Raw genomic sequence first — 15526 nt, 5'->3', positions numbered from 1 at the left:
CGCCGCTGCTATCGATGAGTCTCCTGCCACTCCGGACCAAGCTCGTGATCCGCCGAGCCGTGAAGTCGGCCGGGGCTTCCGCCGTCGGCGCGCTGACGGTCGGCATGCTCAGGACCACGCGCTATTTCGACCCGCAGAAGACGGCCGACCGCTTCGCGCGCCTCGCGCAGATGATCGGGCCACGCCTGCGCGAGCAGCGCATCGGTCGCGACAATCTCACCGCGGCCTTCCCGGAGAAATCGCCCGCGGAGATCGAGAAGATCCTCGCCGGCGTGTGGGACAATCTCGGCCGCGTCGGCGCCGAGTTCGCCCATCTCGACAAGATCTGGGATTACGACGAGGCGCATCCCGAGCTCAGCCGGATCGAGCTGTCGCCGCGCACCCATGAGCTGTTTCATCAGCTCCGTCTCGACGGCAAGCCGGCCCTGATCTTTGCCAGCCATCTCGCCAATTGGGAGATGCCGGCGCTGGCGGCGGTCGCCCATAAGCTCGATACGGCGATCCTATATCGCCGACCCAACATCGCCGCCGCCGACCGCATCATCCAGGAGATTCGGCAGGTCAAGATGGGCACACTGGTCCCGGCCGGCCGCGACGCGCCGCTGCGGCTGGCACAGGCGCTCAAGAACGGCCAGCACGTTGCCATGCTGGTCGATCAGTATCTGACCGGTGGCGTCGAGGTCACCTTCTTCGGCCGCAAGACCCGCGCCAATCCGATGCTGGCTCGCCTGTTACGCCAGGTCGAATGCCCCGTGCACGGCGTCCGCATCATCCGCCTTCCCGGCAATCGCTTCCGCGCCGAAGTGTCGGAGGAAGTGAAGCCGGTGCGGACGGCCGACGGTCAGATCGACATCCAGGGCACGACGCAGGCGGTCACCGACGTCGTCGAGGGCTGGATCCGCGAATATCCGGAGCAGTGGCTTTGGTTGCACCGGCGCTGGCGGTAGTCGGCGCCGCACCAAATTCCACCACGAGGAAGCCGGTCCGCAGCATCCCATTCCGTCGATCGGCTCATCCGAACAAAACCCTTACCTCTTGCACCAACGGCCGCTACCTTGGCCACCTATCCGACAGCTGTTCGGAAGCTCCAGGGAGGATAAGCGCGAATGTTTTCGCATGTGATGATCGGCACCAACGACCTCGACAAGGCCAAGGCCTTCTACGACAAGCTGCTGGGGACGCTGGGCGTGCGCCCCGCCAAGGTCGACGGCCACCGCATCTTCTACATCACACCGACCGGCATCTTCTCGGTGTCAAAGCCGATCAACGGCCAGCCCGCGACCCCTGCCAATGGCGGCACCATCGGCTTTGCCTGCAGCTCGCCCGAACAGGCTGACGCGTGGCATGCAGCGGGCCTGGAAGCCGGCGGCACCACCTGCGAAAATCCGCCCGGCATCCGCGAAGGTTCGACGGGCAAGCTTTACCTCGCCTACTTGCGCGACCTCGACGGCAACAAGCTCTGCGCCATGCATCGGTTGGGGTGATCCGAGAGGTTGCCAACGGCGGGGATCGCCCATTGCCGGGCGATCCCGGTCGATGAAGGCGCGGAGCTGACGATCGACTGGGACACGCCCGTTGGGCCTGGTCAGGTCGCGCACCAGTCAGCGCAAAAGATGGACGCCGCGCGACAGCGGACCGCCAAGAGGGCTTTCGTCCAAACCTCGATCAAGCTCGACGACCCCCGTCATTCCAAACGCTGATCTAAATGGATCTCGGCGCGGCCGGTGACGGCTACGCGGTCGTCTGGCCGCGCCGACGCCATCAAAGCGGCGCATCACTCGCGCGAGACGCCGCCAGCTCGCTGAAGTGCCGTCCACCCCTCCTGCAGACGACCCCCTCAGTCGCCGGGAGCGACCAGCCGCGCTGTCCGACCGTCATGGTCGCGCGTGTGAAGCGCCCGGCACCAGCGTGCGGGCACGGCTCTGGCCTGTGACTTGCAATTAGCAAGTTACTCGGGCATGGTGGCGGTATGCAGCCGAAGAAATTCAAATCTGCGGAATGTCCCGCCGCACGGGCGGTCGAGTGCGTCGGCGAGTGGTGGAGCATTCTGATCTTGCGCGACGCGTTCCAGGGACTCACTCGCTTCGACGAATTTCAGGACAGCCTGGGTATCGCGTCCAACATCCTGTCGCGTCGCCTCGCGCATCTCACCGATACGGGCATGTTCGAACGGCGGCTCTATAACGAACACCCGCCCCGATACGAATATGTTCTCACCCCCAAGGGCCAAGACTTCTTCCCGGTCGTGGTGGCGATGTTCGCGTGGGGAAACAGGCACCTCGCCCCCGAGGGCAAATCGATTGTCATGGCTGATCGCAACAGCGCACGCACGTTCGATCCGGTCGTGGTGGATGCCTGCAGCAAGACGCCGATCACGCCGACGAACGCGGTGCTTCTCCCTGGTCCGCGAGCAAGCGCAGGCATGCGCAAGCGTCTCGCCTCGATCCGAGCAATGCGCCCGGAGACGTCTTCCTCGCCAGACTAGCTAGGAGAGCAGCATGCGTCGGATTGTCGTGACGGGATTGGGTGTCGTGTCCCCTTTGGGATGCGGCGTTGAACTTGCGTGGGCGCGTCTGCTGTCCGGCCGGTCGGGACTCCGCGCGCTACCCGAATGGGCTGCAGCCTTGCCGGCCAAAGTCGCCGGGATCGTGCCCAGCAAGAGCGAGGATGCCGAGGGTGGCTTCGATGCCGACCTTGCCGCATCGCCAAAGGACCAGCGCAGGATGGACCGGTTCATCATTTTCGCCTTGGCGGCTGCCGCCGAGGCGATCGCCCAGGCCGGATGGGCGCCCGCTGATGCACACGCGGCCGGACGAACCGCCACGATCATCGCGTCCGGCATCGGCGGTTTTCCGGCTATCGTCGAGGCGGTCAGGACCACCGAGCAGCGAGGCGTGCAACGGCTGTCGCCTTTCACAGTACCATCATTCCTGCCCAATCTCGCAGCGGGTCATGTCAGCATCCGGTTTGGCTTCAAGGGGCCCGTAGGAACGCCGGTTACCGCATGCGCAGCGGGCGTACAGGCGATCGGCGATGGAGCACGCCTGATCCGATCGGGCGAAGCTGACATTGCGGTGTGTGGCGGCACGGAGGCCTGCATCGACCTCGTCAGCTTGGGAGGTTTCGCCGCGGCTCGGGCGCTATCGACCCGCTTCAATGACACGCCGGACCGCGCGTCCCGGCCGTTCGATCGAGACCGCGACGGCTTCGTCATGGGGGAAGGCGCCGGCGTCCTGGTGATCGAGGAGTTGGAGCATGCGCTTGCACGCGGGGCGTCGCCAATTGCCGAGATCGTTGGCTATGGCACAACCAGCGACGCCTTTCACATCACGTCCGGGCCCGAGGACGGCGAAGGCGCGCGTCGCGCAATGGAGGCTGCGCTGCGACAGGCCGGGCTCGAACCGGGCGACGTGCAGCATCTGAACGCTCACTCGACCTCCACGCCATCGGGCGATCGCAGCGAGCTCGAAGCGATCAAGGCGGTGTTCGGGTGCGACAGGCGCATTGCCGTGAGCGCGACAAAATCATCGACCGGCCATCTGCTCGGAGCAGCCGGTGGGCTTGAATCGATCTTCACCGTTCTGGCTCTGCGCGATCAGATCGCGCCGCCGACCCGCAATATCACCACGCCCGACGCCGCGGCCGACAGTGTGGACCTGGTCCGCGGTGAACCGAGATCAATGAGAATGGACCGTGCGATCTCGAACGGCTTTGGCTTCGGCGGAGTCAACGCCAGCATCGTTTTCCAGCGCTGGTCGTGACCCTTTCGAGTCAGGTTCAACCGCATCGACGAGCCCGTACGCGCCCACGCGCCTACGGGCTCGAGCCATCCTTTACGCTTCGCCATGCTACTGACTGTTGCGCGATGTTGTCATCCAGAGACAATCGTCTCGGACACCAGGTGTCGCGTCACCGCCCCGTCTTCACCTTGGTCCACAACCGGTTGATGGTCCGCTGCGTGGCCGGATCGCGGGCGGTGATGACGAACAGCTTCTTCAGCATCGCCTCGTCCGGATAGATGTTCTTGTCGCCGAGGATCTTCGGGTCGATCAGCTTCTGGCTGGCCAGGTTGCCATTGGCATAGGACAGGAAGTCCGAGTTCTTGGCGGCGATCTCAGGGCGGTAGAGGTAGTTGATCAGCGCATACGCCTCAGCCACGTGCGGGGCGTCGGCGGGAATCGCAAAATTGTCGAAGAACATCTGCGCGCCCTCCGTCGGGATGGCGTAGCCGATCTCGATGCCGTTCTTGGCCTCCTCGGCGCGGCTGCGCGCCTGCATGATGTCGCCGGACCAGCCGACCACCAGGCAGATCTCGCCGGTGGCGAGCGCGCTCAGATACTCCGACGAATGAAACTTGCGGACAGACGACGCAACCTTGCCGACCACGTCGCCCGCCTTCTCCAGGTCGGCCTGCTTGGTCGAGTTCGGATCGAGACCGAGGAAGTTGAGCGCCGCCGGAAAGATGTCGTCGGCGGAATCCAGCATGTGGACGCCGCAATCCTTGAACTTGGCGAGGTTCTCCGGCTTGAACACCATGTCCCAGCTGTCGATCCGCGCGCCGGGACCCAGGATCTTCTCGACCGCCTTGACGTTGTAGCCGATCCCGGTCGTGCCCCACATGTAGTTGGCGGCGAACTGATTGCCGGGGTCGTAGGTGGCGAGACGCTCGGTCACGACAGGCCACGCGTTGGCGAGATTCGGCAGCTTCGACTTATCGAGCGGCTGGAAGATCTTTGCCTTGATCTGGCGCTGCAGGAAATACGCGGTCGGAACCACGACGTCGTAGCCGGATTTGCCGGCGAGCAGCCGCGTCTCCAGGGTCTCGTTGGCGTCGAACGTGTCGTAGACGACCTTGATGCCGGTCTCCTTGGTGAAGTCGTCAAGGACACCTGGCGCCATGTAGTTCGACCAGTTGTAGAAGTTGACGACGCGCTCCTCGGCGCGCCCCGCCGGCACCGTGAGCGTCAGCGCCGCGACAGCCAGCGCCAGAGCTGAACCCATACAGCCGCGCGTCATCCCTCTTGTCTCCTAGCGCCGGTGGATGGCGTCCGAAAGGCGCTCCAGCGCCGTATCCAAGGTTGCGTCCTTCTTGGCGAAGCAGAACCGCACGACGGACGTCACGGCATCCGTCTCGTAGAACGCCGACACCGGGATGGCCGCCACCTTGTAGTCGTGGACGATGCGCCGGCAGAACTGCTCGTCGGTCTCGTTGAGGCCGAGCGGCGAAAGGTCGACGGTCAGGAAGTAGGTCCCCTGCGCCTTCAGCACGGGAAAGCCCAGGCTTTCGAGACCGGCCGTGAGCCGGTCGCGGCTGCGCGCGAGCTCGCTGCGCATATTGACGAAATAGTCGTCCGACTTGCCGAGCCCGTAGGCGACCGCGACCTGCAGGTTCGGCGCGGTCGTGAAGGTCAGGAATTGATGCACCTTGGCGGCGACGCGCAACAGATGCGGCGCGGCGCAGACGAATCCGATCTTCCAGCCCGTCAACGAGAAGATCTTTCCTGCCGAGCCGACCTTGATGGTGCGGTCGCGCATGCCGGGAATGGTGATCAGCGGAATGTGCGCGCGGCCGTCGAACACCACGTGCTCCCAGACCTCGTCGCAGATCGCGACCGCATCGAACTCCTGGCAGAAGCGCGCCAACAGCTCGAGGTCCTCGCGCGGATAGACCACGGCGGCCGGGTTGAGCGGGTTGTTGAACAGCACCGCCTTGGTCTTTGGCGAGAACGCCTGCCGCAGCATCTCCTCCGACAGCCGCCAATGCGGCGGCTCGAGCCGGACGAGGCGCGGAATGCCGCCGGCCTGGCGGATGATCGGCAAGTATGAATCATAGACCGGCTGGAAGCAGATCACCTCGTCGCCCGGCTCCACCACCGACAGGATCGCCGACGTCAGCGCCTCGGTGCCGCCGGAGGTGACCATGACCTCGCTCATCGGGTCGAGATCGAGCTTGTGCCAGTGCCGGTAGTGGGCCGCGATGGCCTGGCGCAACTCGGGCAGGCCCATCATCGACGGATACTGGTTGTAGCCGTGGAGGACGGCGTCGGCCGCCGCGCGGCGGATATCCTCCGGGCCCGGATCGTCGGGAAAGCCCTGCCCCAGATTGATCGCGTTGTTGTCGCGCGCGAGCTGCGACATCTGCTCGAAAATGGTGACGGGCAGGTCGGCGAAGACCTTGTTCTGCGAGATCATGATCGCCTGTCAGCCGCCGGTCCTGGTCGGCAGGCCGGCCGCCTTCCAGCCGAGCATGCCCCCCTGGAGATGCTTGTCGTAGGGCAGACCGGCGGCCTGCGCCGCCAGCGAGGCCGTCACCGAGCGCTTGCCGGAGCGGCAGGCGAACACGACATCCTTGCCTTGGGGATCCGGGATCAGCTTCGGGTCGAAGCCCGACAGCGGAACGACGACGCCGTGGGGATAGGCTTCCGCAGCAACTTCGTTCGGCTCTCGCACGTCAACCAGAAGAATTCGCCCTTCCGCGATCCCCTGGGCCACGTCCTGCGGGGTCAAATCGTGCACAACAGCCACGCCCATCCTCCAAGCCTTCAGCAGGGCCGTACCGACCCTGATCCGGCCGCCAAACTCACCCTAGACGCTACGAAAATCAAGCGCTTCGGCACACTGGCGCGGCGGGTCCAGAGCTCAGATCGTGACCTGGGTGCCGACCTCCACCACCCGTCCGCTCGGGATCTGAAAATAGTCGGTCGCGTCATTGGCGGAGCGGCTCATCGAGATGAACAGGTGATCCTGCCAGCGCGGCATGCCCGAATGCGCAGCCGGCTTCAGCGCACGGCGCGACAGGAAGAACGAGGTCGACATGATGTCGAACTGCCAGCCGAGCTTGCGCGCGATCGCCAGCGCGCGGGGCACGTTGGGCGATTCCATGAAGCCGAAGCGCAACGTCACCTTGGAGAAAGTCGGACTGATCTGCTCGAGGCGAACACGTTCGGACGGATCGATGCGCGGCGTCGGCGCGGTCTCGATGGTCAGGATCACGTTCTTCTCGTGCAGCACCTTGTAGTGCTTGAGGCTGTGCATCAGCGCGGTCGGCGCGCTCAAGGGATCGCTGGTCAGGAACACGGCCGTTCCCGCCACCCGCTGCGGCGGACGTTTCTCGAGCATCGCAACGAGATCGGCGAGCGGGAATTCGAGCTTGCGCGACTTGTCGAACAAGAGCCGGCTGCCGCGCCGCCACGTGTACATCAGCGTCATCACGAAGCCGCCCAGCGCCAGCGGCACCCAGCCGCCTTCAAGCACCTTCAGGAGGTTCGCCGCCAGGAAGGTCAGGTCCAGGAACAGGAACGGCGCGATCAGCGCGGCCGCCGCGAACGGCGACCAGCGCCAGACCTTCCAGATCACGACGAAGCCCATCATCGCGGTGACGACCATGGTGCCGGTGACCGAGATGCCGTAGGCTGAGGCGAGTGCGCTGGACGACTTGAACATCAGCACCAGCAGCATGACCGAGATCAGCAGCAGCTTGTTGATGCGCGGAATGTAGATCTGACCCGAATGCGCCTCGGAGGTGTGGCGGATCTCGAAGCGCGGCAGCAGGCCGAGCTGGATCGCCTGCCGCGTCAGCGAATAGGCGCCGGTGATGACGGCTTGGCTCGCGATCACGGTCGCGGCGGTGGCCAGCCCGACCATCGGGATCAGCGCCCAGTCCGGAAACATCAGGAAGAACGGATTCTCGATCGCCTTGGCATCGGCGATCACCAGCGCCCCCTGCCCCAGATAATTGAGCGCCAGCGACGGCAGCACGATGAACAGCCAGGCGGTCTGGATCGGACGTTTGCCGAAATGGCCGAGGTCGGCATACAGCGCCTCGGCGCCGGTCACGGCCAGGAAGACGGCGCCGAGCGTGATGAAGCCAATGATGCCGTGATGCAGCATGAACGACACGGCATACAGCGGATTGATCGCCCACAGCACCTCCGGATGGTGCAGGATCGGCGGCAGCGCCGCGATCCCGATCACCACGAACCAGATCAGCATGATCGGGCCGAAGAACGCTGCCACCTTGGCCGTGCCGCGCACCTGGACCGCGAACAGCATGACCAGGATGATGACCGTGAGCGGCACGACGTAGGGATCGAACGCCGCCGTCACCAGCTTGATGCCCTCGATCGCCGACAGCACGGACAGGGCCGGCGTGATCACCGCATCGCCATAGAACAGCGCGCCCGAGATGATGCCGAGCAGAACGATGACGCTGGCGCCGCGCGTGACCGCGCGCTGGGCGAGCGCCATCAGCGCCAGCGTTCCGCCCTCGCCGTGGTTGTCGGCGCGCAGCAGGATCACGACGTATTTGAGGGTTACGACGACGATGAGAGCCCACAGGATGAGCGAGATCACCCCCATCACGGCGTGAGGCGCAGGTTCGCCGCCGCTGCTCGCAGCCATGACCGCTTCACGCAGCGCGTAGAGCGGGCTGGTGCCGATGTCGCCATAGACGACACCGATGCTTCCCAGTGTCAGCGCCGCGAAGCTGGCCGTGGAATGGGCGTTGCCATGCCCGTTGGTCGCCGGCGCTTCCGCGGGCGTAGCTGCGACGTCGACTGTCATGGGGTAGCCCCCTCGAGGACTCGTTAATGCTTCACTGCACAACGCGGCAGAGCGCGCGGCTTATAGCGGCAGAGCGCTGCTATGGACCTGAAGAGAATGCGCTTCAGCCATGCAATTAAGCATGCATGAGCCGCCAGGGAAGATCAATCGATTAAATCGTTACCTGGGTACCCACCTCGACGACCCGGCCCGTCGGAATCTGGAAGTAGTCCGTAGCGTCATTGGCCGACCGGCTCAGGCCAATGAAGAGATGGTCCTGCCAGGTCGGCATGCCCGATTGGGACGATGGCTTCAACGAGCGGCGCGAGACGAAGAACGACGTCGACATGATGTCGAACTGCCAGCCGAGCTTGCGCGCCACCGCCAGCGCGCGCGGCACGTTCGGGGATTCCATGAACCCGAAGCGCAGCCGCACCTTGGAAAACTTCTCGCTGATCTTCTCCATGCGCACGCGCTCCGACACATCGACCCGCGGCGTCTGCGCGGTCTCGATGGTCAGGATCACATTGTGCTCGTGCAGCACCTTGTTGTGCTTGAGATTGTGCAACAGGGCCGTCGGCACGGAGGTCGGATCGCTGGTGAGAAACACCGCCGTGCCCTTGACGATGTGAGGAGGCCTCTTCTCCAGGCTGGTGATCAGGTCGTCCAGCGGAACCTCGATCTTGCGCGTCTTGAGCACCAAAATCGCCGAGCCACGCCGCCAAGTCCAGATCGTCACGACCATCGCCGCACCGAACAGCAGCGGAACCCAGGCTCCTTCGAGGAGCTTCAGCAGATTGGCGCTGAAGAAGGTCATGTCGACGATGACGAAGGGAGCGATCACGGCCGCCGCCACGGCCGCACGCAAGTTCCACAGCTTCCAGATCACCACGAAGCCCATGATGCCGTCGGCCACCATGGTGGTGGACACCGCGATGCCGTAGGCGGAGGCCAGATTGCTCGAGGTCCGGAACAGCAGAACCAGTAGCAGCACGCCGATCAGCAGCAACCGGTTGACGCGCGGCAGATAGATCTGGCCGGCATGGCTCTCGGACGTATAGCGGACCTCGAAACGCGGCAGCAGGCCGAGCTGGACCGCCTGGCCGACCAGCGAATAGGCACCGGTGATCACGGCCTGGCTCGCGATGACGGTCGCGGCGGTCGCCAGCACCACCAGCGGCAGCAGCAACAGTTCAGGCACCATCCGGTAGAACGAATTCTCGATCGCGGCGGGATCGGACAGCACCAGGGCGCCCTGCCCGAAATAGTTGATCAGCAGCGCCGGTAGCACGAAGAACAGCCAAGCCGACTGGATCGGCCTGCGGCCGAAATGACCGAGATCCGCATAGAGCGCCTCGCCGCCGGTGACCGCGAGGAACACCGCGCCCAGGGTGATCAGGCCGATCGTGCCATGCGAGAGCAGGAACTGCACCGCGTAATAGGGATTGATGGCCGCAAGCACGGAGGGGTCGTCGCTGATGTGGACGATTCCCATCACGGCGAGGCTGGTGAACCATGTGATCATGACCGGGCCGAAGGCGGAGGCGACGCGCGCCGTCCCCTTGCTCTGGACCGCGAACAGCACGACCAGGATGAACACGGTCAGCGGCACGACGTAGTGCTCGAGCGCGGGCGCCGCGAGCTTGAGGCCCTCGACCGCGGACAACACCGAGATCGCCGGCGTGATCATCGAATCGCCGATGAACATCGACGCGCCAATCACGCCCAGTGACATCAGGAACAGGCTGCGCCGGCCCAGGGCGCGCTGTCCCAGCGCCATCAGCGACAGCGTTCCGCCCTCGCCATTGTTATCGGCACGGAGCAGCAGCAGCACGTATTTGGCCGTCACCACGATGAACAGCGACCAGAGGATCAGGGAAAGCACGCCGAGCACGATGATCCGCGACACCGGCTGTCCCTGAGCAGCGCCGTGCGCAGCCTCGCGAAAGGCGTAGAGGGGCGAGGTGCCGATGTCGCCGAACACCACGCCGATGCTGCCAAGCGTCAGTCCCCAGAACCCCGACGTGCTCGCGGTGTCCTGTCCTTCGGTCGATGTCGCGCTGGCCGTCATGTTGCTTGGAACGCATCTTCCTGTCTGGCCCGGCGCGTGTGAACGCAGACCGTTCGCAGGTCAAGCCTCTACCGTAAACAGACCGATGTTCCCAGGCCGCAACCAAACGGCACGGCTGACGCCGATGTCGCATGCCGCATCGCGGCAGGCGCCTTTAGCCCAAGCATCCTGAGGCAGATGTCGGATCTGCCTCGGGCGAATCAAGTGCCTGCCGATGCTCTTCGTTGCCGTTCGCAAGCCGCCATGCGGCAATATGATGCGGGAAGCGAAGCGTCCCGGCTAGGGCTTCAGATCGGGCGGCAATGGCGGGTCTTCCCGCATCAAGGTGATCGTCACGCGGCGGTTGGCGGCCAGCGAGGGGTCGTCCGGGAACAGCGGCTGGGTGTCCGCCTTGCCGGAGACCGCGTAGATGTGGCTCGCCGGCAGCCCTTCCCGCTCCAGGATCTGCCGCACCGCGTTGGCGCGATCCGCCGACAGGTCGAAACCGCCATAATCGCTGCGGGCGGGAACGAAGCCGGCGGCCGTGTGCCCGGTGATCTGGACCCGAAGCGGCGTCGCCTTCAGCGGCGCGGCCAGCTTCTCGATCAGTCGTCGCGTGCGGTCGAAGGGCACCTTCGAGCCATCCGCGAACATCGAACGCCCGTCCTGGTCGACGATCTCCAAGTTGAGCCCCTGCTTGGTCTCTTCGAACATGATGTGCTTGGAGATCTCGGTCATCTCCGGCATGTCCTGCAGCGCCTGACGCAGCGAGGCGGACGCCAGCGCGAACTGGCGATCGATCTTCAGCTTGGCGCCATTGGTATGCTGGCGCTCCTCCTGCTCGGGGCTCGGCTCGCGCGCGGTCTCCTCCGGCGAGATGTGGGCGGCGTTCTTGAGCTTCGGCCGGGTCGGCAGGCCGTCGGATTCCACGATGCCCGAATAGCGCGACTCGGACTGCACGCCGAAGGCGTCGCGCATCGAGCCTGCGACGACTTTCAGCTTGTTGTTGTCCATGGTGGAGAACGCGACCAGCATCACGAAGAAGCTGACCAGAAGTCCCATCAGGTCGGCAAAGGTCACGAACCAGCCGTGACCGCCGCCATGCGCATCGCCCCTCTTCTTCTTTGCCATTGCCTACCCCACCCCGGATCGCCCCGCCGCAGCCGATCAGGCCGGCACGGGCTCGCCTTCGGCGTGGCGATGCTTCTCGGGCAGATAGGCCAGGAGCATTTCGCGGACCAGGGCCGGGCTCTTGGAGTCACGGATCATCAGGATTCCGTCGATGATCAGCGTCCGGTTGGTTTCCTCGTCCAGCAGCTTGCCATGCAGCTTGTCGGCGATCGGCAGACAGATCAGGTTCGACACCAACGCGCCGTACAGGGTCGCGAGCAGCGCGGTCGCCATGAACGGGCCGAGCTTCGAGGGGTCGGTCATGTTGGCGAACATCTGCACCATGCCGATCAGCGTGCCGACCATGCCGAACGCCGGGGCGCAGTCGCCGATGGCGCGATAGATCTTGCTGCCTTCGTCCAGGTGCATCAGGAAATTGTCGCGGTCGCGCTCGAGATTGTCGCGGATGAATTCGAGATCGTAGCCGTCGGCCACGTAGCGGATTCCCTTGGCGAGGAACGGCTCGTCGGTCTCGACCTTTTCCAGGCCGACCGGGCCCTGCTTGCGCGCGATCTCGGCAATGCGGGCGAGCTCGTCGACGAGCTCGCGGGCCGACAGGCGGCTCATGGTGAAAGCGTACTTCATTCCAAGCGGAACGCCGTGCAGCATGACGCCCAGCGGGAAGCGAATCATGGTGGCTGCGATCGAACCGCCGAAGATGATGATTGCGGCGTGCTCGCTGACGAACATCTCGAGATCGCCGCCCAGCAGCATCATCGTCGCGATGACGATCACGCCAGCCACGAGCCCCGCACTCGTCATAATATCCATGAGTCAACTCCACCCGCGTACGCAAACCACGGACCCTGCCGGACCGACGCGGTGCTTCTGGACCGCGTGTCACGACCCTAAATGTCCGCCATTAAGGACGAGTTACTGAATTCGGTAGGCATAATGAAAGGTAAACAGCAGCGCCGCAGACCACGCCGACCTCGCTCAAGCGGCTGACGCTCCGGACTTGAGCAGGTTAGCCGCGGCGAAGACGGCTGACTGATCGAATGATCGCTGCATCTTGTGGATCATCTCCAGCATCTGCGCCGGCTCCATCGTCGACGATCCGACCTCGAGTTCGCGCGACAGGCGCGACAGCGCCGAAAAACCGAACGTCGCCGACGAACTCTTGATCGAATGCGCCTCGCGCCTCAGTTCGAGGCGATCCTCGAACTTGGCGGCAAGCGTGCCGAACTTTCCCGAGGTATCGTCGAGGAACGTGCGCAGGACTTCCAGCGCATCCTCCTCGCCGAGCTCGGAGACCAGGGTCTGATAGACGGATTCGTCGAATTGCACCAAGTCGGTCATGCGAAGAGCCTTTCCTTGTGTGTAGCAGCGACCGCGCGAAGCAGAGCGGCATTCAGTCGATCGCGCGTGACCGGCTTGGTCACGAAGTCGTTCATGCCGGCCTCCGTGCACGCCAGATGATCCTGGTTGGTGGCGTTGGCCGTCAGGGCAATAACGTAGATGTCCTGGGCGGGCGGCGGCAGCGAGCGGATCATCCGCGTCGCCGTGAGCCCGTCCATCTCGGGCATCATCATGTCCATCAGCACGAGATCGTAGCTCTGCCTCTGCACGGCCGCGATCGCCTGCGTTCCGTTCTCGACGATGTCGTAGCGGTGACCGAGCTTGTCCAGGAGCTTCTTGACGACGAACTGATTGGTCAGATTGTCCTCGGCAACGAGAATCTTCAGTGGCTCGACGCTGGCCGGACGTTCCTCGGCGATCACCTCGCCGACCGGCGCGATGGTCGCTTCGGGCGCGCTCACCTGCTCGACGTCCGGCTGCGGCTGGACCTGGATCGAGAAGGTGAAGGTGCTGCCCACGCCCACCTTGCTCTGCACCTTGATGTCGCCGCCCATGCAGGTGACGAGGCGCTTGCAGATCGCGAGCCCCAGACCGGTGCCGCCGAAGCGGCGCGAGATGGAATTGTCGACCTGCGAGAACTGCTTGAACAGCCGGCTGACGGCGTCTGCGGGAATGCCGACGCCGGTATCGGCCACCGAGAACACCAGCGTCAGGTTCGGCCCGGCAAGGTTCTCGGCACGGACATCGACATGGACGCCGCCCGATTCGGTGAATTTGAGCGCATTGCCGACCAGGTTGAACAGCACCTGGCGCAATCGCGCGGGATCGCCGACCACGTAGCTCGGCACTTCCGGTGCGATCGAGGTGGTCAGCTGCAGACCCTTTTCCTTGGCGCGGGACACCAGCAGTTCGGCGGTCGCCGTCACCGACCGGTGCAGGTCGAACTCGATGTGCTCGATCTCCAGACGATCGGCATCGAGCTTGGAGAAGTCGAGGACGTCGTTGAGCAGCTGCAGCAGGTAGTCGGCCGACTCGCGCAAGGTCGTCGCGATCTTGCGCTGCTCCGGCCCGAGGTCCGCCGACAGCAAGAGATCGGCAAGGCCGATGACGCCGTTCATCGGCGTGCGGATCTCATGGCTCATCATCGCCAGGAATTCGGAGCGCGCCCGCGTGCCGGCTTCGGCGGCGTCGCGTGAGGCGGCAAGCCCCGCCTGATAGCGCGCAATCAGGATCGTGATGATGCCGATGACCACCGTCAGCAACGCCCCGACCAGCAGATCACGATCGCGGTTGAGCTTGAAGGCGCTGAAGATCTCCTCGGAGGCCTGACCGACGATGACCACCAGCGGCAGATCCTTGATGCGCTGGAACGAGTAGATGCGCGTGACGCCGTCGATCAGACTCTTGAAGGTGTAGAAGCCGCTGCTTCTGTGCTGAATGGCGCTCATCACCGGGCTGCCGGCGAGCGAGGATCCCACGCCCCCCGGGCCGGCCGAGGCCCGTGCGCGCACGATGCCGTCGAGACCGAGGAGCGTGACATTGCCCTTCTTGCCGAGATCGACCGAATTATAGAAGCTCGACAGATATTCGGGATCGAGCGAGACCACGACGACGCCGCCGAACGAACCGTCCGGCATGATGATGCGGCGGGTCAGCTGGATCGACCATTTGTTGGAGACGCGGCCGAAGATCGGCTTGCTGATGAAGATAAGATCATCCTTGCCGTCGGCATGGACGCGGAAGTGCTCGCGGTCGCGCAGGTCGAGGCCGCGCATCTTTGGATCGATGTTGCTGGACAGCATGATGCCGTCCTTTCCGATCACGACGACCTGAAACGAGAAGTCGGACAGGAACTGGCTGTTCTTCGACCATAGCGACATGTCGAAGTTGTGCGGATCCCTGGCATAGGAGTCGCGGACGTAGAGCAAGGTCTGATCCGCCGCGCGGATCGAGCGGATGATCTGCTCCTCGAACGCGCGGGCCAGGTTGGCGCCGTTCTTCAGCGCCGACTGCTCGGTGCGAGTATACTCTTCGGAGATCGTGTAGAAGATGCCGGCCCACACCAGGGCGATCGCCGAGAGGCCGATCGCGGCGCTGCCGAAATGTCCGATCAGCCGAACCATCTTGTCGACGGTCCGGTCGAGCCGCCCGAACAACGGCCTCGATTTCGATATCAGCCTGCGCATGTCCTTCGCCCTCGGGCGACATGCCTATCGGGACAGGCTGGCCATCAGGTAAAGCTTGATGGATAAAATCTTCTCAACGAGCGACGGCCGCTTAACCTTCGGCGAATCCCGGCCTGTTTGCGGGTCATTCGCCACCACGTTCGATACTTTCGGCGGAAGCTCGGCCGTCACCCCGTAGTCATCCGGATGCGGTTGCAGCGTCGCAGTTCGGCGAGCGGCCCTGCGCAAGGCCCGAACCGGCCGGGCCACACCGCCGAGCGGTACGGCTCTCGCTCATTGG

13 protein-coding genes are annotated in these 15526 nt (G+C 64.4%); 4 read left to right on the top strand and 9 right to left on the bottom strand.

What is annotated here, in order from left to right; genetic code table 11:
* Positions 1-14 precede the first annotated feature (14 nt).
* From QX124_RS15750 to fabF, 4 genes are all read left to right on the top strand, one after another.
* Entirely contained in the window at positions 15-947 is a 933-nt protein-coding gene (locus QX124_RS15750) for a lipid A biosynthesis lauroyl acyltransferase (RefSeq protein ID WP_315797643.1), read from the top strand.
* A 159-nt stretch (positions 948-1106) separates the two neighbouring features.
* A complete protein-coding gene (locus tag QX124_RS15745) occupies positions 1107-1484 on the top strand; it encodes a VOC family protein (RefSeq protein WP_315797642.1) in 378 nt (125 codons plus the stop codon).
* A 485-nt stretch (positions 1485-1969) separates the two neighbouring features.
* Positions 1970-2485 (top strand): helix-turn-helix domain-containing protein, encoded by a 516-nt coding sequence (locus tag QX124_RS15740; protein ID WP_315739674.1) that lies wholly within the window; start codon positions 1970-1972, stop codon positions 2483-2485.
* Positions 2486-2498: 13 nt separating this feature from the next.
* Positions 2499-3761, top strand: a complete 1263-nt coding sequence (gene fabF / locus QX124_RS15735; protein WP_315797641.1) for a beta-ketoacyl-ACP synthase II — start codon at positions 2499-2501, stop codon at positions 3759-3761.
* 148 nt (positions 3762-3909) lie between these two features.
* On the opposite strand, the gene QX124_RS15730 is transcribed toward fabF, so the two are convergent.
* The 9 genes from QX124_RS15730 to QX124_RS15690 form a co-directional block, all read right to left on the bottom strand.
* Entirely contained in the window at positions 3910-5016 is a 1107-nt protein-coding gene (locus QX124_RS15730; protein ID WP_315797640.1) for a polyamine ABC transporter substrate-binding protein, read from the bottom strand.
* A gap of 12 nt (positions 5017-5028) precedes the next feature.
* Positions 5029-6192 carry an aminotransferase gene (locus tag QX124_RS15725; protein ID WP_315797639.1) on the bottom strand — a complete coding sequence of 388 codons (1164 nt, stop codon included), beginning with the start codon at positions 6190-6192 and terminating at the stop codon, positions 5029-5031.
* A 9-nt stretch (positions 6193-6201) separates the two neighbouring features.
* Complete coding sequence (locus QX124_RS15720) at positions 6202-6531, bottom strand: rhodanese-like domain-containing protein (protein ID WP_315739670.1); 330 nt, start codon at positions 6529-6531, stop codon at positions 6202-6204.
* Positions 6532-6639: 108 nt separating this feature from the next.
* The gene (locus tag QX124_RS15715; protein ID WP_315770898.1) at positions 6640-8562 is read right to left on the bottom strand and encodes a potassium transporter Kup; all 1923 of its coding nucleotides are present in this window, start codon (positions 8560-8562) and stop codon (positions 6640-6642) included.
* A 151-nt stretch (positions 8563-8713) separates the two neighbouring features.
* Positions 8714-10612, bottom strand: coding sequence for a potassium transporter Kup (locus tag QX124_RS15710; protein WP_315770897.1), 1899 nt, complete (start codon positions 10610-10612; stop codon positions 8714-8716).
* A gap of 279 nt (positions 10613-10891) precedes the next feature.
* Positions 10892-11722 (bottom strand): flagellar motor protein MotB, encoded by an 831-nt coding sequence (locus QX124_RS15705; RefSeq protein ID WP_315739667.1) that lies wholly within the window; start codon positions 11720-11722, stop codon positions 10892-10894.
* A gap of 36 nt (positions 11723-11758) precedes the next feature.
* Positions 11759-12532 (bottom strand): motility protein A, encoded by a 774-nt coding sequence (locus QX124_RS15700; RefSeq protein WP_315714499.1) that lies wholly within the window; start codon positions 12530-12532, stop codon positions 11759-11761.
* A gap of 165 nt (positions 12533-12697) precedes the next feature.
* On the bottom strand, positions 12698-13060 hold the full coding sequence (locus tag QX124_RS15695) for an Hpt domain-containing protein (protein ID WP_315770895.1): 363 nt from the start codon (positions 13058-13060) through the stop codon (positions 12698-12700).
* Positions 13057-15246 carry a hybrid sensor histidine kinase/response regulator gene (locus QX124_RS15690; protein ID WP_315797638.1) on the bottom strand — a complete coding sequence of 730 codons (2190 nt, stop codon included), beginning with the start codon at positions 15244-15246 and terminating at the stop codon, positions 13057-13059. Before QX124_RS15690 ends, QX124_RS15695 begins: the two co-directional genes overlap by 4 nt.
* Positions 15247-15526: the final 280 nt, after the last annotated feature.

The organism is Bradyrhizobium sp. SZCCHNRI3043, assembly GCF_032377735.1.
In the GTDB taxonomy this organism is placed as follows: domain Bacteria; phylum Pseudomonadota; class Alphaproteobacteria; order Rhizobiales; family Xanthobacteraceae; genus Bradyrhizobium.
Note: the sequence above shows the minus strand (reverse complement) of the source record. Positions and strands in the feature narration are given on the sequence as shown.

Excerpts from the sequence above, each read along its gene's own strand:
- QX124_RS15750 (WP_315797643.1), top strand. The coding sequence starts at position 15 with ATGAGTCTCCTGCCACTCCGGACCAAGCTCGTGATCCGCCGAGCCGTG.
- QX124_RS15745 (WP_315797642.1), top strand. The coding sequence starts at position 1,107 with ATGTTTTCGCATGTGATGATCGGCACCAACGACCTCGACAAGGCCAAG.
- QX124_RS15740 (WP_315739674.1), top strand. The coding sequence starts at position 1,970 with ATGCAGCCGAAGAAATTCAAATCTGCGGAATGTCCCGCCGCACGGGCG.
- fabF (WP_315797641.1), top strand. The coding sequence starts at position 2,499 with ATGCGTCGGATTGTCGTGACGGGATTGGGTGTCGTGTCCCCTTTGGGA.
- QX124_RS15730 (WP_315797640.1), bottom strand. The coding sequence starts at position 5,016 with ATGACGCGCGGCTGTATGGGTTCAGCTCTGGCGCTGGCTGTCGCGGCG.
- QX124_RS15725 (WP_315797639.1), bottom strand. The coding sequence starts at position 6,192 with ATGATCTCGCAGAACAAGGTCTTCGCCGACCTGCCCGTCACCATTTTC.
- QX124_RS15720 (WP_315739670.1), bottom strand. The coding sequence starts at position 6,531 with ATGGGCGTGGCTGTTGTGCACGATTTGACCCCGCAGGACGTGGCCCAG.
- QX124_RS15715 (WP_315770898.1), bottom strand. The coding sequence starts at position 8,562 with ATGACAGTCGACGTCGCAGCTACGCCCGCGGAAGCGCCGGCGACCAAC.
- QX124_RS15710 (WP_315770897.1), bottom strand. The coding sequence starts at position 10,612 with ATGACGGCCAGCGCGACATCGACCGAAGGACAGGACACCGCGAGCACG.
- QX124_RS15705 (WP_315739667.1), bottom strand. The coding sequence starts at position 11,722 with ATGGCAAAGAAGAAGAGGGGCGATGCGCATGGCGGCGGTCACGGCTGG.
- QX124_RS15700 (WP_315714499.1), bottom strand. The coding sequence starts at position 12,532 with ATGGATATTATGACGAGTGCGGGGCTCGTGGCTGGCGTGATCGTCATC.
- QX124_RS15695 (WP_315770895.1), bottom strand. The coding sequence starts at position 13,060 with ATGACCGACTTGGTGCAATTCGACGAATCCGTCTATCAGACCCTGGTC.
- QX124_RS15690 (WP_315797638.1), bottom strand. The coding sequence starts at position 15,246 with ATGCGCAGGCTGATATCGAAATCGAGGCCGTTGTTCGGGCGGCTCGAC.